The sequence below is a fragment of the Paracoccus acridae genome (genome assembly GCF_014642735.1).
Taxonomy (GTDB): Bacteria; Pseudomonadota; Alphaproteobacteria; order Rhodobacterales; family Rhodobacteraceae; genus Paracoccus; species Paracoccus acridae.
In genome coordinates this window covers 169,684-194,757 of record NZ_BMIV01000001.1, presented here as the reverse complement: position 1 = coordinate 194,757, position 25,074 = coordinate 169,684, and the positions used below count along the sequence as shown (strand labels likewise).

Genomic DNA, 25,074 nt, shown 5'->3' with positions numbered 1-25,074 from the left:
GACAGGCTTAACTTAAGTCAACGTGCCCAAGGCCCGCCAGGCCGCCATGAAATCCTGCGCCCGCCGGCCCGTGGTCGCCGCATCCTGGCCCGGCTTGTAAAGCGCCGATCCCAGCCCGAACCCGTCCGCCCCCGCCTGGACATAGTCCGCCATGGTGGCCGGGCCGATGCCGCCGACCGGCAGCAGGCGGGTCCCGTGCGGCAGGACCGCCCGCATGGCCTTGACGGCGGCAGGGGGGATCATCTCGGCCGGAAACAGCTTCAGCGCGACGGCCCCCGCCTCAAGCGCCGCAAAGGCCTCGCTGACGGTGCCGACGCCGGGGCAATAGGCCAGCGCCCGACGGCGCGCCTCGGCGGCGACGCGGGGGTCGAAGTTCGGGGCGATGACGATGCGCCCGCCGGCATCGGCCACCTGGCCCACCTGATCGGACGTCAGCACGGTGCCCGCGCCCACAAGCGCATCGGGAACGGCCGCTGCCATCCGGCCGATGCTGTCCAGGGGGGCGGGCGAATTCAGCGGCACTTCCAGGATGGAAAATCCCGCACCCGTCAGGGCAAGGGCGGTGTCGGCGGCCTCATCGGGGCGCAGGCCGCGCAGAATGGCGATCAGCGGGTTCGCGGCAAAGGCGGTGTCGAAGTCGGTCATGTCAGTCCCCCTTTCAGGGCAATGTCCCAAAGCCCCCGCCGCGCCATGCCCGGCGGCGCCACATCCGCCGAAATCCCCAGCACCGCAAAGGCCGTCTGATAGCGCGCGGCCAGATCCCCGCGCCCGATGATCGTGACGGGGCCGCTGGCGTCGCGAAGGCCATGCGCGACCTCGTCCCCGATCAGCAGGCCCGACAGGTAGTCGGCGATCTGGTCCGGCGGAAGCCGGTCCATCAGCGCCAGCGTCCGGGCGCTGAAGATGCGCCCCAGAAGCGCGCCGTCCTGCCGCCCGGCCTCGACACCCCGGCGGAAGGCGTCCCCGCTGCCCGGCCCCGGCTGGACCAGGCGCCCCAGGATGGTGTGATCGCGCAGCGCCCCGAAGACCTCTCCGGTCATCACGGTGCGGAAGGCCACCAGCCTGCCGCCCTCGGCCCAGGCCCATTTGCTGTGGGTGCCGGGCAGGACGAACAGGCCGTCCCCGCCCCCGCCCGCCAGATGGCCGATGATCTCGGTCTCCTCGCCGCGCATCACGTCGGGGGCGGGGCCGTCGGGGTCGCTGACCGCGCCGGTGACGAAATGGATGCCGTCATGCAGGGTCAGGCTGCGGGCCAAGCTGGCCGCGTCCAGGGGCAGCGGCAGATAGGGCGTTTCCACCCAGCCATTGCGGCTGGTGATCATGCCCGAGGCGATGACCGGCGTGCCGTCCATCCAGAGGCCGATGCGGTCGCGCAGCGCCTGACCGAAGCCGCCCGGCAGGGCGCTTGCGGCCAGGATGCCGGGGCCGTCGCCGACCTCCTCCAGCACCTCGCCCCCCTGCCCCATTCGCCAGGCCCGGAACGAGGTCGTGCCCCAGTCGATACCGATCAGCGCCGTCATCGGGAAAACCTATAGGCAACGTGGTGGCGCCAGGTCTCGCCGGGGCGCAGGATCGCATCGGGAAAATCGGGCCGGTTCGGCGCGTCGGGCCAGCCCTGGGTTTCCAGCGCGACACCGGCAAAGCGGTCATAGCGGCGGCCCTCCAGCCCCGCCAGCCCGTCGAAATGCACCCCGTCATAAACCTGAAGGCCCGGCTGGTCCGTCTCGATCTGCATTCGGACGCCGGATTGACCGGTCAGTTCGGCCACCACGCGCGGGGCGACGGTGCCATCCGACAAGCAGAAATTGTGGTCGTATTCGCCCGGCTCGATCTGGCGCGCCTGCCGGAAATCGAAGCGCGTGCCCTCGACCGGCGCTGTGCCCGGCAGGGGGATCAGGTCGTCATCGACCGGAACATAGCGGTCGGCCGCAATGCGAAGCCGGTGGCTTCGTACATCGTCCCCGCCATCCAGGTTGAAATAGCCGTGATGGGCCAGGTTGCAGGGCGTCGGCGCGTCGCTCTCGGCCGACAGGTCGAAGATCAGCGCGCCGTCGCGCAAGGCGATCGCGGCGCGGACGGCCATGGCGCCTGGAAAGCCCATCTCTCCGTCCGGCAGCAGCAGCGACAGGGTGGCGCTGTCGTCTCCTGCATCCTCGACGGTCCAGACATGCCAGTTCGTGCCGTGCTTTCCGCCATGAAGCGTGTGGCGATCCTTGAAGTTCGCATCGGTGCGGTATTCCCGACCGTCCAGCGTGAACCGCGCCCCGCCGATGCGGTTGGCAAAGCGCCCGACGATCGCGCCCATGTAGATCCCGTCGCCAAGGTAATCCGCCGGATCGGGGCAGCCGAGGACCAACGGGTGATCCACGCCGTCCATGCGCAAATCCTGCACGGTCGCGCCCAGCGTCAGCACCTGCGCCATCAGCCCGCCGCCGCGCAGGGTCAGGCGGTCCACGGAACGTCCATCGGGCAGGGTCCAGTGGCTCACAGGATCACCTGCGGTTCGGGAAGGCCGGTCAGGCCGGTCCGCACCAGATAGGTCTTGCCCTGCGCCGGGTCGGGATCCTCGATCCCGTCGAAGGCGGTCGTCACCAGCAGGTCGGACAGGTCCGCGCCGCCGAAGGACGGACAGGAGGACTGCCGCCCGCCCACGTCGAAACGATGGGTCTGCCGTCCCTGGGCGTCGAAGCGGATCACCGCCCCCTGCCCCCAGATCGCGCAGCAGAAGCCCCCTTCGGCATCCGTGACCGCGCCGTCGGGCGACCAGTCCTGCGCGGACAGGTCAAGGAACACCTGCGCCTCGCCCACGGGCCAGCCCTGGTCGTCAAGGCCCTGGCGCCAGACGATGCCGCCCTCCGTATCCGAATAATGCACCGTCCCCCCGTCGGGCGAGAAGCAGATCGAGTTCGGGATTGTGACCGGTGCGACCAGCCTGCGGATCTCGCCCCGGTAATACCGATAGATCGCGCCAAGGCCCGCCTCGCCGTTCCGGCCCATCGTGCTGAACCAGAATCCGCCCTGCGGGTCCGCGCGGCCGTCGTTCGACCGGGTGGCGGGATTGTCGGCCTCGACCGCCGCGACATCTGCCAGCGATCCGTCGGCCAGCGACAGGATCGCCAGCCCCGTCTCGGTCGCGATCAGCAGCCGGTCACGGTCGATCCAGCCGGCGGCCGAGGCCATGCGGTCAAAGCGCCATTCCACGGGCTGGCCGTCGTCCTGCGACAAAAGCCGCTTGCCCTTGATGTCGAACCAGAAGAACTGCCGGCGCTCGGGGTGCCAGAAGGCTCCCTCGCCCAGCCGGCATTGGCGGTTGTCGTGGATCATCATGTTCCCCTTATGGCGTCCTGGGCCAGCCGCATCTGCGACAGTTTCAGCAGGCCCTTTTGCAGCAGGATGAAGGCCAGCAGAAGGATCCCGATGACGATCTTGGTCCACCAGGACGACAGGCTGCCGTCGAAGACGATATAGGTCTGGATCAGGCCCATCGTCAGCACGCCCACGAAGGTCCCGAACATATAGCCCGCGCCCCCCGTCAGCAGCGTGCCCCCGATCACCACGGCGGCAATGGCCGTCAGTTCCGTCCCCACCGTCGCCAGCGAATAGCCCGACCCGGTATAGACCGAGAAGACGATGCCCGACAGTCCCGCCATCGCCCCCGAAAAGGCATAGACCAGCACCGTAGTGCGCCCCTGCCGGACCCCCATCAGCCGCGCCGCGGCCTCGCCCCCGCCCAGGGCATAGACCGAGGCGCCGAAGCGGGTCTTGTGGGCGACGATCATGCCAAGGACGAAGGTCAGGACCATCAGCACGCCGATCAGCGTCAGCCGCCCCTTGCCGGGCATCAGCCAATAGGCCCCTTGCAGCGCCTGATAAAAGGGATGCTGGATCGGCACGGAGTCGATGGACAGGATATAGGCCGCGCCGCGTGCCAGGAACATGCCCGCCAGCGTGACGATGAAGGCGGGCATGGCCAGCCGGTCGATCAGAAAGCCCATGCCCGCGCCGAAGGCGGTGGTCAGCCCCAGCAGCAGGGCAAAGACGGCCAGCGGATGCAGCCCGGTATCGCGCAGCAGGACCGCGATGAAGACGCCGGAAAAGGCGATCACCGATCCGACCGACAGGTCGATGCCGCCCGACAGGATCACCAGCGTCATGCCGACCGCGACGATGCCCAGATAGGCGTTGTCGGTCAGAAGGTTGCCGACGACCCGGGTGGACAGGATATTGGGGAATTGCAGCCAGAAGACCAGATAGGCCAGCAGGAAGATCCCGATGGTGACGTAAAGCGGCAGCGCGCGGGTGTTCATGCCTGCCTCCGTTGCGTGGCTTCGCGGCTTGCGCGGTGGCTGTCGCGCCACAGGCGCCATTCGGCGCTGATGCGCGGCGATTGCAGGACCAGGATCACCAGCACCAGCCCGGCCTTGATGATGAGGTTGTATTCCGACGGAAAGCCGATCAGCCGGATGCCGATGCTGATGGTGGTGATGATCAGCGCCCCGATGATGGATGCCGCGATGGAAAAGCGCCCGCCCAGCAGCGAATTGCCCCCGATCACCACGGCCAGGATCGCGTCCAGTTCTAGCCACAGCCCGGCATTGTTGGCATCCGCGCCCCGGATGTCGGCCGTGACGATCAGCCCCGCCAAGGCCGCGCAAAGGCCGGATGCCACATAGACCGCGATCAGCAGGACGGTCGCGTTCACCCCGGCCAGGGTGCTGGCGCGGCGGTTGATGCCGATCGCCTCGACCAGCAGGCCAAGGGCGGTGCGGCGCATCAGAAGCGCGGCGGCAATGGCGGTGACGATCCAGATCATCGTGGGCACAGGCAGGCCCAGCACCACCCCCGATCCGATCCAGCCGAAGCCCGGGTCGGTGAAGGTCAGGATGCGCCCCTCGGTGATCAACTGGGCGACGCCGCGCCCCATGGTCATCAGGATCAGGGTTGCGACGAAGGGCTGGATGCCCACCACCGCCACAAGCGTGCCGTTCCACAGCCCGGCAAGCGCGCCGGCGCCCAGGGCCAGCAGCAGCGCGGCGGGCAGCCCCCAGCCCGAGGCCACGGCGAATGCCGCGACCGCGCCGCAGATCGCCATGATCGTGCCGACCGACAGGTCGATCCCGCGCGTGGCGATCACCAGCGTCATGCCGACGGCAAGCAAGGCCACGGGGGCTGCGCGCTTCAGCACGTCGATGACCGGCCCGACCAGCCGCCCGTCGGTCAGCGAGACATCCAGGAAGGCCGGATAAAAGGCCGTCACCACCGCCACCAGGGCGGCCAGGGCCATCAGTTGCGGGGCAAGCCGTTTCAGCAGGTCCATCACGCGGCCTCCGTGGCGGCAATGGCCTGCATGATGCGGCCGGGGGCGATCTCGTCGCCCGTCAGTTCGGCGACATGGCGGCGGTCGCGCAGCACGATCACCCGGTCGGAGACGGCGATCAGTTCGTCGATCTCGCTGCTGATGACCAGAAGCGACATGCCCTGGTCCACCAGCTGATGGATCAGGCGGACGATTTCCGCATGCGCGCCCACGTCGATGCCGCGGGTCGGTTCGTCCAGGATCAGGAAGCGCGGGTTCATCGCCAGCCAGCGGGCCAGCACGACCTTTTGCTGGTTGCCGCCCGACAGTTCGCCGATGCGCTTTTCCCGGCCCGAGTTGCGGATGTCCAGCCGCTTGATATAGTCGTCGGCCAGCCGGTTCTGTTCGGCGCGCGGGATGGGCCGCGCCCAGCCGCGCCGGGCCTGGAGGCCCAGGATGATGTTCTCTCGGATGGACAGGTCGGCGACGATGCCGTCGGTCTTGCGTTCCTCGGGGACGAAGCCGAAGCCTGCGGCGATGGCGCTGCGCGGGCTGCGCAGGTCCAGCGGCCCCTGCTGGTCGGTCGCGGTGCCGGAATGGGCGTTGCGCAACCCGAACAGCAGTTCGGCGGATTCAGTGCGTCCCGATCCCAGAAGACCGGCAAGGCCCACGACCTCGCCCTGTCCCACGGCCAGGTCGAAGGGCTCGATGGTGCCGCGCCGCCCCAGGCCGCTGAAGTCCAGCATCGGCGGGCGGGGGCCGCGCGCGACGGCCTGATCGCCGGTCGCATCCTCCAGTTCACGGCCCAGCATGTGCTCGATCAGGCGCACGCGGTCCAGGCTGGCGGTGTCGGTGGTCACGATCTTGCGGCCGTTGCGCAGGACCGTCACTCGGTCGGTCAGGTCGAAGACCTGGTCCAGGAAATGCGACACGAAGACGATGCCAAGCCCGCGTTCGCGCAGGCCCCGCACCACGTCGAAGACCATCCGCACCTCGGCCGCGTCAAGGCTGGCGGTGGGTTCGTCCAGGATCAGCACCTTGCCCGACAGGGCGACGGCGCGGGCGATGGCGACGATCTGCTGGATCGCCACGGAATAGGTGCCCAGGTCGCGGTCCACGGCCAGATCCAGCCCGTATTCCGCCAGCATCGCGCGGGCCTGCCTGCGCATCGCGCGGCCGTCGATCAGGCCCCAGCGGCGCGGTTCGCGGCCGAACAACAGGTTCTGCGCCACGGTCAGGTTCGCCAGCAGGTTCACTTCCTGATAAACGGTGCCGATGCCCAGTTCCTGCGCATGGGCCGTGGACTGCGGGTCGATGGTCGCGCCGTCCAGCGTCACCGTGCCGCCGTCGCGGCGATAAGCGCCGGTCAGGCACTTGATCAGCGTGGACTTGCCCGCGCCGTTTTCGCCCAGAAGCGCATGAACCTCGCCCGCGCGCAGGTCGAAATCGACGGCGTCAAGCGCAAGCGTGCCGGGAAAGGTCTTGGTCAGGGACCGGATGGTCAGCAGCATGTCGCCCCCTTCGGCATGGTTGCCGGGCCGCATGGCGGCGGCCCGGCAGACAGGCGATCAGTAGCCCAGGCCCTTGCGGCGTTCGTATTCGCCCGCCGGATCGTCCGCCTGGGTGAACAGCTTCGATTCCGTCTGGATGAACTTCGGCGGCATGGTGCCGTCGGCCCAGTATGCCGCAAGCGCGTCGAAGGCGGGGCCGGCCATGTTGGGGGTCAGTTCGACCGTGGCATTGGCCTCGCCGTCGGCCATGGCCTTGAAGATGTCCGGGACCGCGTCGATGGACACAACCAGGATATCCTCGCCCGGCTTCAGGCCGGCTTCCTTGATGGCCTGGATCGCGCCCACCGCCATGTCGTCGTTATGGGCGTAAAGCGCGCAGATGTCCTTGCCGCCGTTTTCGGCCTGAAGGAAGCTTTCCATGACCTCCTTGCCCAGGGCGCGGGTGAAGTCGCCCGTCTGGCTGCGCACGATGGTCAGGTTCGGGTGATCCTTGATCGCGTTCTCGAAGCCGGTCTTGCGGTCGATGGCGGGGCTGGATCCGGTGGTGCCCTGCAATTCGACGATGCGGCATTCGCGGTCGCCGACCTCGTTGGCCAGCCATTCGCCCGCGACCTCGCCTTCATGGACCAGGTTCGATCCCACGGCGGTCAGATAGAGATCCTCGGAACTGTCCACCTGCCGGTCCAGCAGGACCACGGGGATCTCGGCCTCCTTGGCTTCCTGCAGGACGGAATCCCAGCCGGTTGCCACGACCGGAGCCAGCAGGATCGCGTCCACGCCTTGCGCGACAAAGGACCGGATCGCGGCGATCTGGTTTTCCTGCTTCTGCTGCGCGTCCGAGAATTGCAGTTGGATCCCGCGTTCCTCGGCCTGCTGCCGGGTCAGCGTGGTTTCCGCCGCCCGCCAGCCGGATTCGGAACCGATCTGCGAGAAACCGACGGTCTCTCCTTCGGCAAGGGCGCCGCCGGCCGTGACGGCCAGAAACGCCGCCGTGCCCAACAGGGTCTTGATGGTCATGGTTTTTTCCTCCCTTTCATGATCTCGCCGGTCTTTTCGCCGACGGATTGATGCAGGGCCTCAAAGGCCCCGCAAATCCTCGGGCAACAGCGCCTCGGGGATGTTCTGATAGCTGACCGGGCGCAGGAAGCGGCGGATCGCCATGCTTCCCACGCTGGTCGCGCCGAAGTTCGTCGTGGCGGGATAAGGCCCGCCATGGACCATCGCGTCCGCGACCTCGACCCCGGTGGGCCAGCCGTTCGCCAGGATGCGGCCCGCCTTGCGTTCCAGGATCGGCATCAGCCGCGCCGCAAGGTCGATGTCGCCATCATCCAGATGCAGGGTCGCGGTCAGCTGGCCTTCCATCGCCTCGGCCACGTCCAGCATCTGGTCTCCGTCGGAAACGGTGACGATCACGCCCATGGGACCGAACACCTCCTCGGCCAGGGTGTGATCGCGCAGGAATTCCTCGGCCGTGGTCTTGTAGATGGCGGGCAGGGCGTTGCGGCCATGGCTTTCGCCCTCGAAGACCGGCGTGGCCACCCCCGCCGCACGGTTGATGCCCGCGCGGTAAGCCTCGGCGATGCCGTCGGACAGCATGACCTGGGGCCCGATCTTGGCCAGTGCGTCGCCTGCGGCCTTGGCGAAGGCTTCGGCCAGAACGCCCTTGGGCATCACGATCAGGCCGGGATTGGTGCAGAACTGGCCCGCGCCCATGGTCAGGCTGCCCGCCCAGCCTTCCGCCAGCTTGGCACCCCGCGCGGCAAGCGCCTGGGGCAGGATGAAGCCGGGGTTGATGCTGCCAAGCTCGCCGAAGAAGGGGATCGGCTCGGGCCGCGCGGCACACAGATCGAAGAGCGCCCGGCCCCCGCGCAGGCTGCCGGTGAAGCCCACGGCCTTGATCAGCGGGTGCTGGACCAGGGCCGCGCCGACATGATGCGTGTTGCCATGGATGAAGTTGAAGACGCCGGCAGGCATTCCGGTGGACTGGACGGCGGCATGGACCGCCTCGGCCACGATCTCGCCCGTGGCGGGATGGGCGGGATGGCCCTTGACGACGACCGGGCATCCCGCCGCCAGCGCGGATGCGGTGTCACCGCCTGCTGTCGAAAAGGCCAAGGGAAAGTTCGAGGCCCCGAAGACCCCCACCGGGCCGATCGGACGCTGGATCAGCCGCAGGTCGGGCCGCGGCAGGGGCTGGCGGTCGGGCAGCGCGGGATCGTGGCGGCGGTCCAGGTAATCGCCCTTGCGGATATGGTCCGCGAACAGGCGCAACTGGCCCGTGGTGCGGCCCCGCTCGCCCTGCAGCCGCGCCTCGGGCAGGCCGGTTTCCGCCGTGCCCATGGCGGTGATCGCCTCGGCGCGTGCCTCGATCTCGTCGGCGATGGCGTCCAGGAAGCGGGCGCGCTCCTCTCGGCTGGTCGCGGCATAGGCGGCAAAGGCTGCCTCGGCTGCCTCGCAGGCGCGGTTCACCAGATCGGCGGTGCCGGCGCTGAAATCGTGGCCGTCGCCATGGGCGGGGGACGATCGGAACGTGCCTTCGCCCGTCAGCCATTCGCCTGCGACCAGATGTTTGCCATGGGGGGTGAAGGTCATTGCATTATCCTCAGAAATGAAAATCCGCGACGCTGTTGCGCCGCCCGAGGGTGAAGGCATCGGCCACCAGAACCATGGGCGCAAGGTCTGCGTCCCGGTTTCCGCCGGAAACCAGCCTTGCCATCTGCGCATAAAGCGCGGGATATTCGCCCATGATGTCGTCGGCGCCCTGGACATGGCGGCCGTCGATTTCCAGCCGGTTGCCGCCCATGCGCAGCGCCATCCGGCCCCCGTCGGTCTGAAACTCCATGTCCCAGGTCTGCGGGCCTTCCTGGCGGAAGTCGAAATCGGCGTCGATGCCCTGGCTGAACCGCAACCGCGCCGCGATGGGTGCCTGGCGGTTGGCCGGAAAATCCAGGTCGGCGGACAGCAGGCGCACGGGCTGGGGCAGGATCGCGGTCAAGATCGACAGGGCGTTGATGCCGGGGTCGAAGACGCCCATGCCGCCGGCCTCGAAGATCCAGTCCTGGCCCGGATGCCACTTGCGCACGTCTTCCCGCCAGGTGATGCGGCCGTCCTGGACGGTCTTGTCCGCCAGCCAGTCGCGCGCGGCAGCCACGGCCATCGCCATGCGCGAATGCCATGTGGCATAGATGGTGACGCCCTGCCGTTCAGCCAGGTCGCATAGGGCGTGAACCTCGGCCAGGGTGGCGCCGGGGGGCTTTTCCAGCATCAGGTGACGGCCCGCACGCAGCACCGCCTGCGCCACCTCAAAGCGGGGAACGGGCGGCAGGCAGAGGCTGACCACCGGGATGTCGGGCCGCGCATCCAGGATGGCGCCGATGTCCGTGAAGGCCTCGACGCCATCGACCGTGCCCTTTCGGCTGACGGTCGCGGCCAGTTCCCAGTCGGGGCTGACATCAAGCGCCGGCACATGCTGGTCCAGCGCGATCTTCCCGATGCCGACTAACGCGATCTTCATCAGTGGCTGTCCCGTCCGACCGGATTGCCCCGGCAACCCTTGAGGAAGTCCAGATCCGCCCCGGTATCGGCCCCTTCCACATGCGCTTGGTGCAGCCAGGCATAGCCGCTGGTCGGCAATTCATGGCTGGGCTGCCAAGCGGCAAGGCGCGCGGCCAGTTCCGTATCAGGAATGTCCAGGTGCAGGCGGCGATTCGGCACGTCCAGTTCGATAATGTCGCCGTCGCGGACCACGGCCAGCGGACCGCCTGCCGCCGCCTCGGGCGAGGTATGCAGGACCACCGTGCCATAGGCCGTGCCCGACATGCGCGCGTCGGAAATCCGCACCATGTCCGTGATGCCCTTGCGCAGCACCTTGGGCGGCAGGCCCATATTGCCCACCTCGGCCATGCCGGGATAGCCCTTGGGGCCACAGTTCTTCATCACCATGACGCAGGTCTCGTCGATATCCAGCGCCTCGTCCTCGATCCGGGCCTTGTAGTCGTCGATATCCTCGAAGACGACCGCGCGGCCGCGATGGACCAGCAGATGCGGGCTGGCGGCGGACGGCTTCAGCACCGCCCCCCTGGGCGCCAGGTTCCCGCGCAGCACGGCAATGCCGCCCTGGGCCATCAGCGGGCGGTCGGCGGGCAGGATCACGTCCTCGTTCCAGTTGACGACATCCTTGACCTCGTCCCAGATCGTGCTGCCGCTGACGGTCAGCGCGTCCTTGTGCAGCAGCCCGGCCTCGCCCAGGCGTTTCAGCACGACGGGCAGGCCGCCGGCATAGAAGAACTCCTCCATCAGGTATTGGCCCGACGGCATCAGGTTCACGATGGTCGCCACGTCGCGGCCGCAGCGGTCCCAGTCATCCAGCGTGATGTCCACGCCCACCCGGCCTGCGATGGCCAGCAGGTGGATCACCGCATTGGTGGACCCGCCGATGGCGCCGTTGGTGCGGATGGCGTTCTCGAAGGCAGCCCGCGTCATGATGTCCGAGGGCTTCAGGTCGTCCTTGACCATCTGCACGATGCGGCGGCCCGACAGTTGCGCCATCACGCGGCGGCGGCTGTCCACGGCGGGGATCGCGGCATTGCCCGACAGCGCCATGCCCAGCGCCTCAGCCATGCTTGCCATGGTCGATGCCGTGCCCATCGTGTTGCAGGTGCCGGTGGAGCGGGACATCGAGGCCTCGGCTTCCAGGAACTCCTCCTGCGTCATCTCTCCGGCCTTCACGGCCTCGGAAAACTTCCACAGATGCGTGCCGGAGCCGACCCGTTCGCCCCGGAAATATCCGTTCAGCATCGGCCCGCCGGTGACGACGATCGACGGGATGTCGGTCGAGGCCGCGCCCATCAGCAGGGACGGCGTGGTCTTGTCGCAGCCGACCAGCAGCACCGCGCCGTCGATGGGCTGGCCGCGCATCGTTTCCTCGACCGCAAGGGCGGCCAGGTTGCGGAACATCATCGCGGTCGGGCGGAAGGTGTTTTCGGATGCGGAAAAGACCGGAACCTCGACCGGGAAGCCGCCGGCTTCCCAGACGCCCGCCTTCACCTTTTCGGCCAGTTCGCGCAGATGGCCGTTGCAGGGGGTCAGGTCGGCCCAGGTGTTCATGATGCCGATCACGGGCCGCCCGTCGAACAGGTCATGGGGCCAGCCCTGGTTCTTCATCCAGCCGCGATGATAGATCGTGTCGCGCGAGGTGCCGCCATACCAGTGCTGGGAACGAAGCTGGCGGGGCCAGGGGGCGGGTTTGAACGTCATCTTGAGCCTCTAGAGAGTGGCGACGGCGACAGGGATTTCGCCGTTCTGCTGCTGGTCCAGCGGGTTGGACAGGGGCAGGCCGAAGTCGGGGGCTTCGATCTGGAAGACATCGCCCGTCTGCGCCTTGATCCCGTCCGCGAAGGACAGCGTCGCGGTGCCGAAGAAATGGACATGCACGTCGCCCGGCTGGCGGAACAGCGCATATTTGAAGTGGTGGTGTTCCAGGTTCGCCAGCGAATGCGACATGTTGGATTCGCCCGACAGGAAGGGCTTTTCCCAGATCGCCTGGCCGTCGCGCAGGATGCGGCTGGTCCCTTCGACATGCTGCGGCAGATCGCCCACCAGCATCTCGGGACCGAAGCTGGCCGGGCGCAGCTTGGAATGGGCCAGCCACAGGTAATTGCCGCGTTCGGTCACATGGTCGGAAAATTCGTTCGCCAGCGCAAAGCCCAGCCGGAAGGGCGTGCCGTCCGGCCCGATCAGGTAAAGGCCCGCGATCTCCGGCTCCTCGCCTGCGTCCAGGGCGAAGCCCGGCGACACCAAGGCCGCGCCGGGGGCAATCGCGTTCACGCCATTGCCCTTGTAGAACCATTCGGGCTGAACGCCGGCGGCACCGCCCTGTGGCTTGCCCCCTTCCAGCCCCATGCGGAACATCTTCATGCTGTCGGTCAGCGCCTCGGCGTCCGTCTTGGCATGCATCGAGTTGCGCGTGGCGGCGCTGCCCAGATGCGTCAGCCCGGTGCCGGTCAGGTGCAGATGCGCGGGATCGTCGTGGTCCAGCGGCAGCAGCACCCGGCCTTCGGCCAGGGCGGCGGCCAGATCGACGGCCTCGCCCTGCCCGCGCGCCTTCACCTCGGCCGCAAGGCCGTGGCCGGCGGCGATGGCGGCCAGGGCCAGATCGCGGGTGGAACGCGCACCCGGCACGATCCAGGCGCTGTCGTTCTCGCGTGCGGCGACAACCCGGTCCCCGCCGGGGCTTTTCAGTTGCGACAGAAACATGGTTCTAGCCTTGCTTGTTCTTGTTGTAGACGTCGAAGATCACGGCGGCCAGCAGCACCAGCCCCTTGATGACCTGCTGATAGTCGATGCCGATGCCCATGATAGACATGCCGTTGTTCATCACGCCCATGATCAGCGCGCCGACCACGACCCCGATGATGCGCCCCACCCCGCCCGACATCGAGGCGCCGCCGATGAACACGGCCGCGATCACGTCAAGCTCGAACCCGACGCCGGCCTTGGGGGTGGCGCTGTTCAGGCGGGCGGTGACGATCATCCCGGCCAGCGAGGCCAGCACGCCCATGTTGACAAAGGTGAAGAAGACCAGCCGTTCGGTCTTGATGCCCGACAGCTTGGCCGCCTTCTCGTTCCCGCCAAGGGCATAGATTCGCCGCCCGGTCGTCGTGGATTCCGTGAAGAAGGCGTAAAGGACGATCAGCACCGACATGACCAGCAGCACGTTCGGCAGGCCGCGGAAGCTGGCCAGCTTCCAGCCCACGAACAGCAGCGCGACCACCACCACGGCATTGCGCGCCCAGAAGAAGCCCGCGGGCTCGGGGGTGATGCCGAACTCGGCCTCGCGGGCGCGGGCGCGGACGCCGGTCCAGACGATCGCGGCGGCGGCCACCGCGACCAGGATCAGCGCGGTGAAGTTCGGCTTGTCCGGGCCGAACAGGTCGGGAATGAAGCCGGTGGACAGCGCCTGGAAGGACCGCTCGAACGGGCCGATGTTCTGGCCGCCTAGCAGCCACAGGGTCAGGCCGCGAAAGACCAGCATCCCAGCCAGCGTCACGATGAAGGACGGAATGCGCCAATAGGCGATCCAGTATCCTTGGGCGGCGCCGATCAGCCCGCCCACCACCAGCACGATCGGGATCACCACCAGCACCGGCAGGCCCATCCGCACCATCAGAACGGATGCCACCGCGCCCGTGAAGGCCGCGACGGAGCCGACCGACAGGTCGATATGGCCCGCCACGATCACCAGAAGCATCCCCAGGGCCATGATGATGACATAGGAGTTCTGCAGGAACAGGTTGGTGATGTTCTGCGCCGACAGGAAGTCCACCCCCTGGGTCGCGCGCACGATCACGAAGAAGAACAGCACGATGGCGACAAGCGCCAGCATCATCCCGTTCTCGCGCAGATGGCTGCCCAGATGGGCGCCGATGCCTGTCGTGGCAGGCTTGTTGGTCTCGGCGGTGCTCATGCAGCCTCCCCCTTCATTCCGTCTTGCAGGATCAGGGCCATGATCCGTTCCTGGCTGGCCTGTTCACGGGTCAGCTCGCCGGCGATCCGGCCCTCGTTCATCACATAGATTCGGTCGCACATGCCCAGAAGCTCGGGCATCTCCGAGCTGATCATGACGACGCCATGGCCCTGGGCCGCAAGCTCGTTCATGATGTTGTAGATTTCGAACTTGGCGCCCACGTCGATGCCGCGGGTCGGTTCGTCCAGGATCAGCACCTTGGGATCGGTGAACAGCCACTTGGACAGCACCACCTTCTGCTGGTTGCCGCCCGACAGGTTCACGACCCGCTGAAAGACGCTGGGCGTGCGGATGTTCATGGCCTTGCGGTATTTCTCGGCCACCTGCTGTTCGCGGCCCCGCGACAGGACCGCCCCCTTGGCGACGCCTTCCAGGTTCGCCAGCGAGATGTTGCGCAGGATCGGCTCGTCCAGGATCAGGCCCAGGGCCTTGCGGTCCTCGGTCACATAGGCCAGCCCGGCGTCGATGGCCTTGGACACGGTGGACAGGTCCGGCGTGCCGCCCGCCAGGCTCACCTCGCCCCGGATGTCGCGGCCATAGCTGCGGCCGAACAGGCTCATGGCGAATTCGGTGCGCCCCGACCCCATCAGCCCGGCGATGCCCACGATCTCGCCCTTGCGGACGGTCATGGACACGTCGCGGATCACCTGGCGCGGCTGGTCCGGGTGCATGACCGACCAGTTCCGCACCTCCATCAGCACCTCGCCGATCCTGGGCGTACGGTCGGGATAGCGATGCGCCATGTCGCGGCCGACCATGTCGCGGATGATGCGATCCTCGGTGATCTCGCTGCGGTCCAGGGTGGACACGGTGGATCCGTCGCGGATCACGGTCACGCGGTCGGCGACGCGGCGGATCTCGTTCAGCTTGTGGCTGATGATGATCTGGGTAACGCCCTGCCCCTTCAGTTCCAGCATCAGGTCCAGAAGCTTCTGGCTGTCGTTTTCCTGAAGCGCGGCGGTCGGTTCGTCCAGGATCAGAAGGCGCACGTTCTTGGCCAGCGCCTTGGCGATTTCCACAAGCTGCTGCTTGCCCACGCCCAGCTTTTCGACCTTGGTGGTCGGCGCCTCGGTCAGGCCGACCTTCTTCAGCAGGGTTTCGGTCTTCTGATAGGCCAGGGGCCAGTTGATCACGCCGCCCGTGGCGACCTCGTTGCCCAGAAACAGGTTCTCGGCCACGGACAGCAGCGGCACCAGGGCCAGTTCCTGGTGGATGATGACGATGCCCGCCTGTTCGCTGTCGCGAATGTCGCGGAACCGGGCGGGCTTGCCGTCATACAGGATCTCGCCGTCATAGCTGCCGTGCGGATAGACGCCCGACAGCACCTTCATCAGCGTGGACTTGCCCGCGCCGTTTTCCCCGCAGATCGCGTGGATCTCGCCTTCGCGGACCGACAGGTTCACGTTGCTCAGCGCCTTGACGCCGGGAAAGGTCTTGGTGATGCCCTGCATCTCAAGAATGGCTGTCATCGTGTTCCTCCGATCATGTGGGGTCCCGGCGCAAGCCGGGACCGCCGTTGATCACTTCAACTGGTCTTCGGTGTAATAGCCCGAATCCACCAGAACCTCTTTCCAGTTGTCGGCGGTGACCGAGACAGGCTCCAGCAGATAGGACGGCACGACCTTGACGCCGTTGTCATAGGTCTCGGTGTCGTTCACCTCGGGCTCCTTGCCCTCCAGCATGGCGTTGACCATGCCGACCGTGACCTTGGCCAGTTCGCGCGTGTCCTTGAAGACCGTCGAATACTGTTCGCCGTCGATGATCGCCTTGATGCCGGGAATCTCTGCGTCCTGGCCGGTGATGATCGGCATCTTCAGGTCGCCCGAGCCGTAGCCCACGCCCTTCGCGGACGAGATGATCCCGCGCGCCAGCCCGTCATTGGCCGACAGCACGCCATGAACCTCCTTGTCGCCGTAGTTCGCGGACAGGATGTTGTCCATGCGCGCCTGCGCCGTGGCCGCGTCCCAGCGCAGCGTGCCGACCGTGTCCAGCCCCATCTGACCCGAGGGGATCACGATATCGCCCGAATCGATCAGCGGCTGCAGCACGCTCATGGCGCCGTCATAGAAGAAATAGGCGTTGTTGTCGTCCGGGCTGCCGCCGAACAGTTCGACATTCCAGGGCTTCTGGTCCGGGAAACGTTCCTTCAGGCCTTCCACCAGCGCGGTGCCCTGCATCACGCCGACCTTGAAGTTGTCGAAGGTGGCGTAATAATCGACATTCGGCGTCTCGCGGATCAGCCGGTCATAGGCGATGACCTTGATGTCGGACGCGGCCGCGTTTTCCAGCGCGTTCGACAGCGTCGTGCCGTCCAGCGCCGCGATCACCAGCACCTTGACGCCGGTGGTGATCATGTTCTCGATCTGGTTCAGCTGCGTCGGGATGTCGTCGTTGGCATATTGCAGGTCGGGCTGATAGCCGGCCTCCTGGAACTGCTTGACCATGTTCTCACCGTCGGCGACCCAGCGCGCGGTGACCTTTTCGGGCATCGAGATGCCCACCTTCTCGTCGGCCGCCACCGCAGCCAGCGGGACCGTCAGCGCGATGGCGGCAACGGTCAGCATCTGTCTCAGCTTCGTCATTCGCATCCCCTCCCAAGGTGCCGGTCGATCGGGGGGCGGACGCTTTGGCCCGCCCCGCAAGGGTCACTTCAGCTGGTCTTCGGTGTAGTAACCGGAGTCGACCAGAGCCTCCTTGATGTTGGCCTTCGTCACCGGCACCGGCTCCAGCAGATAGGACGGCACGACCTTGACGCCGTTGTCATAGGTTTCGGTGTCGTTGATCTCGGGCTCGGTCCCCTTCAGGACGGCATCGACCATGCCCACGGTGACGCGGGCCAGTTCGCGGGTGTCCTTGAAGATGGTGGAATACTGCTCGTCCGCCTGGATCGACTTGACCGACTGGACCTCGGCGTCCTGGCCGGTGACGATGGGCATCTGCATGTCGCCCGACCCATAGCCCACGCCCTTGAGCGAGGACAGGATGCCGATGGACAGCCCGTCATAGGGCGACAGCACCCCATGGACCTGCTTGTCGGCATAGTTCGAGGACAGAAGGTTGTCCATGCGCGCCTGCGCCACGGCCGGATCCCAGCGCAGCGTGCCCACGGTCTCCATCCCGGTCTGGCCCGAGCCGATCACGATGGATCCGTCGTCGATCAGCGGCTGCAGGACCGACATCGCGCCGTCATAGAAGAAGAAGGCGTTGTTGTCGTCGGGGCTGCCGCCGAACAGTTCGACATTCCAAGGCTTCACGTCCGGGAAGCGTTCCTTCAGTCCGTCCACCAGGGTGGTCGCCTGCTGGACGCCGACCTTGAAGTTGTCGAAGGTCGCGTAATAGTCGACATGTTCCGACCCGCGGATCAGGCGGTCATAGGCGATGACCTTGATGTCGGCGGCGGCGGCGTTTTCAAGGGCGTTCGACAGGGTCGTGCCGTCGATGGCGGCGATCACCAGGACATCGACGCCCTTGGTGATCATGTTCTCGACCTGGGCCAACTGGTTGGGGATGTCATCCTCGGCATATTGCAGGTCGGTGTCATAGCCTGCTTCCTGCAACTGCTTGACCATGTTGTTGCCGTCGTCGATCCAGCGGGCCGACGATTTCGTCGGCATGGCGATGCCGATGGTTTCGGCCATGGCACCGGTCGCCAGCCACGAAACCCCGATCGCCAGCGCGACCGCAGCGGTTCTGAACTTCATCTGTATCCTCCCTGGCGCGGCGTCGCTGGCCGCGCATCCCTCATAGGTCAGAAAGATCTAGCGCAAAGGTGGCATGACAGTAAAATGAGAAAATAGCCGGCCTGGATAACCAAATAGATATGTCGTTTCGCGCGCTCAAACCCGCCCAACTTCGCCTGGTCCACGAGATCGCGCTGCACGGCCAGTTGCAGATGGCGGCCGACCAGCTGGCCATGACCCAGCCCGCAGCCTCGCGGATGCTGGCCGATGCCGAACGCCAGGTCGGCGCCGCCCTGTTCGTTCGCCAGCCCAAGGGGATGGAGGCGACCGAGATCGGCACCGCCGTGTTGCGGCGCGCCCGCGTCATCCTGCGCGAGATGGCCAGCATCGAGGCCGATGTGAACGCCCTGCGCGGCGGCTATGCCGGGTCGGTCCGGGTCGGCGCGGTGACGGGGCCTGCGATCAGCTATCTTGTCAGCGCGATCCGCAGCATCAAGGAAGAAAGCCCCGGCGCCGACATCACCGTGGACGTGATGCCCTCGCGAGAGTTGCTGATGCAGCTGGCGGCTGGCGAGATGGACTTCGTGCTGGGTCGCATCCTGCCGGATTTCGACAGCGACAGCTTCAACATCCTGCCCATGTCGGATGAAAAGGTGGCCCTGATGGCCCGCGCCGATCACCCGCTTGCCCGGGCGCAACTGGTCACGCTGACCGAACTGGCAAGCCAGGAATGGATCATGCAGCAGCGGGGCGCCCCCATCCGCGAGGCGACGCTGGCGGCCTTTGCAAGCGTGGGCCTGTCGGAACCCGCCAACATCGTCAACAGCCCGTCGCTTCTGCTGACGATTGCATATCTGGCGCAGACGAACGCGATCACTCCGGTCTCGCACGAGGTGGCCGAGCTTCTGATCCAGCCGCCGGTCGGGGCGGGCTTCACCATCATCCCGACGCCCCGGCCCATTCGCGTGTCGCCCTATTTCCTGCTGGACCTGAAGCGCCGCCCCTTGTCGCCCTTGGGAAAACGCCTGCGGGACGCGGTGGCGCAGATGTCGCGCAGCCCGATCAGGAACGCGGCCGCGCTGTGACCTGCCGGCGCCGAGCGATCTCGTATGCGATGGCGCCGATAATGGTGGCGGCGATGATGACCAGTGCCAGGGCGTTGACAGCGGGGGTCAGGCCGGTGCGGACCTTGGTGGCGATGAAGACGGTCAGCGGCGTTTCAAAGCCGCGCACGAACAGGGTGGTGTTGTAATTCTCGACCGATTGCAGGATCGCAAGTCCCCCGGATGCCAGAAGCGCAGGCCGCAGGAAGGGCAGCAGCACCCGGCGGAACACCATCACCCGCGACGCGCCCAGGCCAAGGGCCGCTTCCTCCTGCGTGCGGTCGAAGCGTTGCAGCCGCGCCATGACCATCAGCATCACATAGCAGATGATGAAGGTCGTCTGCGCCACCACGATCAGCGCGATCCCCCCGCCCACGCCCACCTGCCGCCACAGGATCAGCGTGGAAATCCCGATCACCACCCCCGGCGTCAGCAAGGGCGACACCATCACCGCATAGGCCACGCTGCGCGCCCGCGAATGCAGCGTGGTCAGAACCAGGGCGGCGGCCGTGCCCACCGGCAGCGCGACGACCACCACCAGCACCGCCACGATGGCCGAGGTCCAAAGCGCCCTCCACATCGCGGCATCCGCCCACATGGCGGAAAACCAGTCCATCGTCGTGCCCTGCCAGGGGATCACGGTGGGAAAGCGGCTGGTGTTGAAGGCCGCGACCGACATGATCAGCAGGGGCGCGAACAGATAGATCACGAAGGCCAGCAGATAGAGGACGAACAGGCCCCGGAAAATGCGATCCGCCGTCATTTCGCCACATCCGTCAGGTTGACCCGGAACAGCCGCAGCGTGACCAGCACCACCGCCAGGCACAGCACCAGAAGCGTCAGCGCATAGGCCGCGCCCCGGTTCCAGTCGCCCCCTTCGAAGAACCAGTTGTAGATGATCTCGGTGAACCAGCGGCTTCCCGGCGACCCCAGCAGCGCGGGCGCGACATAGGATCCGGCGGCCAGCATGAAGGTGAAGACGCAGCCCGTGGCGATGCCCGCCTTGGCATGGGGAATGACCACCCGCCAATGCGTCCGCCAGGTGGGCGATCCCAGATCCCGCGCGGCCTCGAGCTGCGACCGGTCGAGGCTTTCGATGGCGTTATAGATCGGCAGCAGCATGAACAGGATATAGGCATAGACCATCCCCGCCAGCACGCCGCCGTCGCCCTGCCAGCGGATCGGCGCGTCGATCAGCCCGATCCCCTGCAGCACCGCGTTCAGCGGCCCGCGATAGGCCAGGATGATGAACCAGGCCAGCGTGCGCAGAACCTCGTTAATGAAGAAGGGGATGATGACCAGCATCAGGGCGATGGACAACTGCCCCGGCGTTGCGCGCTGCGCCATCCAGAAGGCGATGGGATAGCAGACGACCAGGGTCAAAGCCGCGACTAGGGCGCTTGCCCAGACGGTCTTGAAGAAGATCGCGCGATGCACCCCTTCATTCGCCAGATACAGAAAATTGTCCAGCGACCAGGTATCGGCCTCGGACCCGATCTGCGCGGGGGGCAGGTTCGGCCGCAGGGCATAGTCGATCATCATCAGGTTCGGCGCCAGCACCATGGCCGCCAGCCAGATCAACACCAGCGACAAGAAGATCGTCGCCAGGCCCCCGCCGAAGCGCGCGTAAAGATCACGCATCGGCCAGCACCACCGCATGTTCGGGGGCGAAGAAGAAGCTGGCATCCGTTCCCGGCGCGGGGGCATCGGCCAGCCGGGTCGAAGGCACCGCCGCCGTCAGCGCCGCCCCGTCGGAAAACTGGCCGTGGACGAGGGCAAAGGCGCCCTCGAAATCCATGCGGCTGACACGGGCGCGCAGGGTATTGGCGCCGACGCCGGGCACCAGCGCCTCGGGGCGGACATAAAGCGTCGCGGCCTGCCCGATGGCCAGGGTTCCATCCGCCCGCCCGTGCAGCGGCCCAAGTGCGGTATCGACCCGCGCCACGCCGTCGCCGATGGCGCTGACCCGGCCCTTGATCGCATTCGTCTCGCCCACGAAGCTGGCGACGAAGGGGGTGGCGGGGTTGTCGTAAAGCTGGCGCGGGGTGGCAACCTGCTGCAGCAGGCCCGCCGACATCACCGCCACGCGGTCGGACATGGCCAGCGCCTCGGACTGGTCATGGGTGATATAGATGAAGGTGACGCCCGTGCGCTTCTGAAGGCTGCGCAGTTCCGCCCGCATGTGCTGGCGCAGCTTCAGGTCCAGCGCAGACAGGGGTTCGTCCAGCAGCAGGACATCGGGTTCGACAGCCAGCGCGCGGGCGATGGCGACACGCTGGCGCTGCCCGCCGGACAACTCGCCCGGCATCCGGTCGCCGTATCCTTCCAGCGCGATCAGCCGCAGCAGGTCATCGGCGCGCTTGCGACGCTCGGCCTTGCCCATGCCGCGCGCCTCCAGCCCGAAGGCGATGTTTTCCCAGACCGGCATCAGCGGGAACAGGGCCAGCGACTGGAAGATCATCGCGGTCGGTCGCTGGTTCGGGCCAAGCCCGCGCATGTCGCGCCCGCCGATCAGCACGCGCCCCTCGGTCGGTTCCAGGAACCCCGCGATCATCCGCAGGATCGTGGTCTTGCCGCAGCCCGAGGGCCCGAGGATCGAAAAGAACTCTCCCGCCCCGACCGTGAAGGACACGTCGCTGACCGCGCGCGTCGAACCGAAACTCATCCCGATCCCGTCAAGCTCGACCGAATGCGACATCCATCCCCCGTGTGTTCTTGGTGGGGACAGGGGCTGCCCCCTGTCCCATGCGTCATCAGGCCGACAGGAAGCGGTCCTGGTATTCGTTGCGCTTGGTGATGTACCAGCTTTCCTGGATCGGCCACCACCACAGTTTCTCCAGCGCGTCGCCCGGATAGGCGGCGGCGAAGAAGGCCTTTGCCTCGTCCGACAGCAGGTCGGCCGACCCGACGGCGGTCGAGTTGATCGAGGTGGCGTTGGTGTACATCGCCCCCGCTTCCGGAGTCAGGAACCAGTTGATGAAGGCATAGGCGTTGTCCAGGTTCTCGGCCCCGGCCGGGATCGACAGCCCTTCCATCCAGGCCAGCGCGCCTTCCTTGGGCGCGACAAAGCCCACCGGCAGCCCTTCCTTGGACAGGGCGGCGGCGGTCGAGTCCCAGGTCTGGCCCACGGCAGCGCCATTGACGCGGAAGGCGCCCTGGGCCTCGTTCTCGTTGTTCCAGAACTGGATGATGTTGCCCTTGCGGGCCACGGCCTCGGCCAGGATCACGTCGAAGATCTCGACCTGCGCTTCGGGGCTGGTGAAGGCGTCCAGCAGCGGGCGCGGCAGCTTGCCCTCGGCTTCCAGCCACAGGCCCAGGCCCACCAGGGCGGAATGGGCGCGCACGGTGGCCTTGCCTGCCGCCGATTCGCCCCAGATATCGCCATAGGAGGCCTGGCCGTATTCCAGCGGCATCTGGTCGCGGTCGAAGGCCACGGCCTCGGTGCCCCAGTCGGTCGGCACCTGGTAACGCTTGCCGTCCACCACCGCGCCCAGGTTGGTCGAATTTTCCCAGGCGCTCGGCAGGACCTTCGCCACCTCGATCTTGGATTCGTCCACCGGCTGGACCAGGCCGAATTCGACATAGTTCGGGACCCGGTCCACCGTCGGCCAGATCAGGTCGAAGCCGCCGCCATTGTTGGCGCGCAACTGGTTCAGCAATTCGTCATTCGTGCCATAGCCGGTATAGTTCGGCTTGATTCCCGTGGCCTTTTCAAAGGCGCCCAGGATTTCGTCGTTCAGATAGCCCGACCAAGCGAAGATGTTCACCGTGCCCGAGCCTTGGGCAAAGCCCGGACGCGCCACCAGCGGCGCGGCCAGGGCCAGGCCCGCGGCGGCACCCGCGCCCTTCAGAAGCCCGCGGCGATCAAGTCTGCTCATGTCTAACAACCCCCAATAGCGCCGTCCGGCAGGGCCTTTCCCCTGGAACGGCAGGAACCTGACCGTCCGCCCCCATGGGCGCCGGTCAACCGCCCCGAAGCATATCCCTGCCGCGTGACAGGTCAAAGACTCTTTGATCTTTCACCGAAAATTCCGGCCGTTCTACTGTCGCGACAACAGGGCGGCGGGCCGGGAACGGGCCAGGGCCTGCGCGATCAGCCCGGTCAGCACCGCCTTGACGATGTCGCCCGGAACAAAGGCCGTGACCAGCACCGCGCATTCCGCCAGGGTCTTGTCCAGCGCGATCGACATCCCGACGATGCCGAAGCCATACATCACCAGGATGCCGCCGATGATCGAGGCCAGCGCGACCGTGACCGCCAGCGGCCCGCTGCGCAGCCGTTCCACGATCAGGCCGATGACAAAGGCCGCGACCGGCCAGCCCAGGAAAAACCCCGAGGTCGGGGCGACAAAGGCCCCAAGCCCCCCGCGCCCGCCCGCCAGCAGCGGCAGGCCCAGCGCCACCAGCACCATGAACAGCAGCACGGCCAGCGCGCCGCGTTTCGCGCCCAGGATCGCGCCCGCCAGCATCACCCCCATGCTTTGCGCGGTGATCGGCACGCCGAAGGCCAGCGTCAGGCTGGGGATCAGCCCTAGGGCTGCGATCAGCGCCGCGAACAGCGCGATCCGGGTCATGCCTCGTTCCATTCTCAGTCCCTCCGGTGGATGTCGGGCAGAATCCCGCCCCGCGCGCGCAAAGCTTCGGCCACATGGTCGGCGTCGTCCAGTGCCAAGGCGGCCATCGGCATCACGATCCGCCAGTTCGGCCGCCGGCGCGACCGCGCCCGCCAGGACATCGCCAGCCTTTGCCCGTTCTCGACCAGCATCGGGGTGAAGCGCAACACCATGGCGATGGCCAGTTCGACCGCGCGGGTGGACAGACCCAGGCGGCGCAGCGGCGCCAGCAGCCAGGTCAGCACCGCGATCATGTCGGTCAGCCGCGAGGTCATGGTGACGAAATTCGCCAGCGCCAGCGCGGCCAGAAGGCGCAGCGCAATGGCCGCGCCCGCCTGGATCTGGCCCGTCACGCCATGCCACAGGGCGATCAGCAGCAGGAAAGGCCACAGCATCCGCAGATGAAGCGCCCCCTGCGCGGCGAAGGCCAGGCCCCCGGACAGATAAAGGCAGGCGACCCCAAGGGCCGCCAAGACAAGCCCCGTCAGGTCCAGCCGGAACAACAGCACCGTCAGCACCGACAGCGCCAGCAGCTTGAACCCCGCCGGCACCCGGTGCGCCCAGGTCCTAATGGGCGAGGTGAGCGAGATCATCCATGCCTCCCCAGTCCAGCATCTGCGCCTCGAAGGCGGGCAGCACCTGCGCAGGCGGACCGTCGGCAATCAGACGCCCCCCTTCCAGCCACAGGATCCGGTCAAAGCCCCGCACCTGGGCGGGATCATGCGTGACCAGCACCACCTGCGCCGCAATGCCGTCCAGATAGCGCATCAGTTGCAGCCGCGTCGGAATGTCGAGGCCCGAGAAGGGCTCGTCCATGACGATCACCCCCGGCCGCATTGCCAGCACCGACATCAGGCACAAAAGCTGCTTCTGCCCTTGCGACAGGCTGTGCGTCGCGGCATCCGCCCAATGCGCCTTGCCGAAGCGGACCAGCATCTGCTGCGCCTCGGCCTCGGCCTGGGACTGGCGCAGGCCCTGTTGGGCCAGGCCAAAGGCGATTTCCTCGATCACGGTCGGGAATATGATCTGGTGATCAGGGTTCTGGAAAATGATTCCAACGTCTTTCAGGGCGGCGCGGCGGTCTTTCGCCATGTCGATGCCAAAGGTCCGCGCATCGCCCGCATCCGGCACGATCAGGCCCGCGATTACTCGCGCCAGCGTGGTCTTGCCCGAGCCATTGCGCCCGACGATGCCGATCCGCCCCTCGGCCAGTCGGGCCGTCACGTCCCGCAGGACCGCGCGCCCGGCCAGGGTCACGCCGATGCCGCGCAGATCCACGCTCATCCGCGGCCGCGTCCCCGGCTGTTCCTTGGATCCTGCCGCCATGCCCCGGCCTCCTGACGTCC

Annotated in this window: 24 protein-coding genes; 1 reads left to right on the top strand and 23 read right to left on the bottom strand. The window is 67.0% G+C overall.

Annotated elements, in window-relative coordinates; all coding sequences use genetic code 11:
* Window positions 1-12 precede the first annotated feature (12 nt).
* From IEX25_RS00970 to chvE (IEX25_RS00895), 16 genes are all read right to left on the bottom strand, one after another.
* Window positions 13-645: a 2-dehydro-3-deoxy-6-phosphogalactonate aldolase gene (locus tag IEX25_RS00970; protein WP_188713660.1), complete on the bottom strand. Its 633-nt coding sequence runs from the start codon at window positions 643-645 to the stop codon at window positions 13-15.
* Complete coding sequence (locus tag IEX25_RS00965) at window positions 642-1,520, bottom strand: 2-dehydro-3-deoxygalactonokinase (RefSeq protein ID WP_188713659.1); 879 nt, start codon at window positions 1,518-1,520, stop codon at window positions 642-644. The genes IEX25_RS00970 and IEX25_RS00965 overlap by 4 nt, the downstream gene beginning before the upstream one ends.
* Window positions 1,517-2,488 carry an aldose epimerase family protein gene (locus tag IEX25_RS00960; RefSeq protein ID WP_188713658.1) on the bottom strand — a complete coding sequence of 324 codons (972 nt, stop codon included), beginning with the start codon at window positions 2,486-2,488 and terminating at the stop codon, window positions 1,517-1,519. The genes IEX25_RS00965 and IEX25_RS00960 overlap by 4 nt, the downstream gene beginning before the upstream one ends.
* Window positions 2,485-3,324 carry an SMP-30/gluconolactonase/LRE family protein gene (locus IEX25_RS00955; protein WP_229664980.1) on the bottom strand — a complete coding sequence of 280 codons (840 nt, stop codon included), beginning with the start codon at window positions 3,322-3,324 and terminating at the stop codon, window positions 2,485-2,487. Before IEX25_RS00955 ends, IEX25_RS00960 begins: the two co-directional genes overlap by 4 nt.
* The gene (gene yjfF, locus IEX25_RS00950) at window positions 3,324-4,307 is read right to left on the bottom strand and encodes a galactofuranose ABC transporter, permease protein YjfF (RefSeq protein ID WP_188713656.1); all 984 of its coding nucleotides are present in this window, start codon (window positions 4,305-4,307) and stop codon (window positions 3,324-3,326) included. The genes IEX25_RS00955 and yjfF overlap by 1 nt, the downstream gene beginning before the upstream one ends.
* Window positions 4,304-5,317, bottom strand: a complete 1,014-nt coding sequence (locus tag IEX25_RS00945) for an ABC transporter permease (RefSeq protein ID WP_188713655.1) — start codon at window positions 5,315-5,317, stop codon at window positions 4,304-4,306. The genes yjfF and IEX25_RS00945 overlap by 4 nt, the downstream gene beginning before the upstream one ends.
* The gene (locus IEX25_RS00940; RefSeq protein ID WP_229664979.1) at window positions 5,317-6,840 is read right to left on the bottom strand and encodes a sugar ABC transporter ATP-binding protein; all 1,524 of its coding nucleotides are present in this window, start codon (window positions 6,838-6,840) and stop codon (window positions 5,317-5,319) included. Before IEX25_RS00940 ends, IEX25_RS00945 begins: the two co-directional genes overlap by 1 nt.
* A 24-nt stretch (window positions 6,841-6,864) precedes the next feature.
* On the bottom strand, window positions 6,865-7,824 hold the full coding sequence (gene ytfQ, locus IEX25_RS00935) for a galactofuranose ABC transporter, galactofuranose-binding protein YtfQ (protein ID WP_188713654.1): 960 nt from the start codon (window positions 7,822-7,824) through the stop codon (window positions 6,865-6,867).
* 60 nt (window positions 7,825-7,884) lie between these two features.
* Entirely contained in the window at window positions 7,885-9,399 is a 1,515-nt protein-coding gene (locus tag IEX25_RS00930; protein ID WP_103171907.1) for an aldehyde dehydrogenase (NADP(+)), read from the bottom strand.
* A 10-nt stretch (window positions 9,400-9,409) separates the two neighbouring features.
* A complete protein-coding gene (locus IEX25_RS00925) occupies window positions 9,410-10,321 on the bottom strand; it encodes a Gfo/Idh/MocA family protein (protein ID WP_188713653.1) in 912 nt (303 codons plus the stop codon).
* On the bottom strand, window positions 10,321-12,063 hold the full coding sequence (araD, locus tag IEX25_RS00920; RefSeq protein WP_103171909.1) for an L-arabinonate dehydratase: 1,743 nt from the start codon (window positions 12,061-12,063) through the stop codon (window positions 10,321-10,323). Before araD ends, IEX25_RS00925 begins: the two co-directional genes overlap by 1 nt.
* Window positions 12,064-12,072: 9 nt before the next feature.
* Window positions 12,073-13,062: an AraD1 family protein gene (gene araD1, locus IEX25_RS00915; protein ID WP_188713652.1), complete on the bottom strand. Its 990-nt coding sequence runs from the start codon at window positions 13,060-13,062 to the stop codon at window positions 12,073-12,075.
* Window positions 13,063-13,066: 4 nt separating this feature from the next.
* Complete coding sequence (mmsB, locus tag IEX25_RS00910; RefSeq protein ID WP_188713651.1) at window positions 13,067-14,272, bottom strand: multiple monosaccharide ABC transporter permease; 1,206 nt, start codon at window positions 14,270-14,272, stop codon at window positions 13,067-13,069.
* Window positions 14,269-15,801 (bottom strand): multiple monosaccharide ABC transporter ATP-binding protein, encoded by a 1,533-nt coding sequence (gene mmsA, locus IEX25_RS00905; RefSeq protein ID WP_103171912.1) that lies wholly within the window; start codon window positions 15,799-15,801, stop codon window positions 14,269-14,271. The genes mmsB and mmsA overlap by 4 nt, the downstream gene beginning before the upstream one ends.
* 51 nt (window positions 15,802-15,852) lie before the next feature.
* The gene (gene chvE, locus IEX25_RS00900; RefSeq protein ID WP_188713650.1) at window positions 15,853-16,914 is read right to left on the bottom strand and encodes a multiple monosaccharide ABC transporter substrate-binding protein; all 1,062 of its coding nucleotides are present in this window, start codon (window positions 16,912-16,914) and stop codon (window positions 15,853-15,855) included.
* A 63-nt stretch (window positions 16,915-16,977) separates the two neighbouring features.
* Entirely contained in the window at window positions 16,978-18,033 is a 1,056-nt protein-coding gene (chvE, locus tag IEX25_RS00895; protein ID WP_188713649.1) for a multiple monosaccharide ABC transporter substrate-binding protein, read from the bottom strand.
* Between the two features lie 119 nt (window positions 18,034-18,152).
* On the opposite strand from chvE (IEX25_RS00895), the gene IEX25_RS00890 reads away from it, so the two are divergent.
* Window positions 18,153-19,097, top strand: coding sequence for a LysR family transcriptional regulator (locus IEX25_RS00890; protein ID WP_188713648.1), 945 nt, complete (start codon window positions 18,153-18,155; stop codon window positions 19,095-19,097).
* Here IEX25_RS00890 and IEX25_RS00885 read toward each other — a convergent pair.
* From IEX25_RS00885 to IEX25_RS00855, 7 genes are all read right to left on the bottom strand, one after another.
* Window positions 19,075-19,878 (bottom strand): ABC transporter permease, encoded by an 804-nt coding sequence (locus IEX25_RS00885; protein ID WP_188713647.1) that lies wholly within the window; start codon window positions 19,876-19,878, stop codon window positions 19,075-19,077. The genes IEX25_RS00890 and IEX25_RS00885 overlap by 23 nt on opposite strands.
* Window positions 19,875-20,756, bottom strand: a complete 882-nt coding sequence (locus IEX25_RS00880; protein ID WP_103174998.1) for an ABC transporter permease — start codon at window positions 20,754-20,756, stop codon at window positions 19,875-19,877. Before IEX25_RS00880 ends, IEX25_RS00885 begins: the two co-directional genes overlap by 4 nt.
* The gene (locus IEX25_RS00875) at window positions 20,749-21,813 is read right to left on the bottom strand and encodes an ABC transporter ATP-binding protein (RefSeq protein ID WP_188713646.1); all 1,065 of its coding nucleotides are present in this window, start codon (window positions 21,811-21,813) and stop codon (window positions 20,749-20,751) included. The genes IEX25_RS00880 and IEX25_RS00875 overlap by 8 nt, the downstream gene beginning before the upstream one ends.
* 55 nt (window positions 21,814-21,868) lie before the next feature.
* Entirely contained in the window at window positions 21,869-22,993 is a 1,125-nt protein-coding gene (locus IEX25_RS00870; protein WP_188713645.1) for an extracellular solute-binding protein, read from the bottom strand.
* Between the two features lie 162 nt (window positions 22,994-23,155).
* Complete coding sequence (locus IEX25_RS00865; RefSeq protein WP_188713644.1) at window positions 23,156-23,701, bottom strand: biotin transporter BioY; 546 nt, start codon at window positions 23,699-23,701, stop codon at window positions 23,156-23,158.
* A 2-nt stretch (window positions 23,702-23,703) separates the two neighbouring features.
* The gene (locus IEX25_RS00860; protein ID WP_188713643.1) at window positions 23,704-24,321 is read right to left on the bottom strand and encodes an energy-coupling factor transporter transmembrane component T family protein; all 618 of its coding nucleotides are present in this window, start codon (window positions 24,319-24,321) and stop codon (window positions 23,704-23,706) included.
* Window positions 24,296-25,054 (bottom strand): energy-coupling factor ABC transporter ATP-binding protein, encoded by a 759-nt coding sequence (locus IEX25_RS00855; RefSeq protein ID WP_229664978.1) that lies wholly within the window; start codon window positions 25,052-25,054, stop codon window positions 24,296-24,298. The genes IEX25_RS00860 and IEX25_RS00855 overlap by 26 nt, the downstream gene beginning before the upstream one ends.
* Window positions 25,055-25,074: the final 20 nt, after the last annotated feature.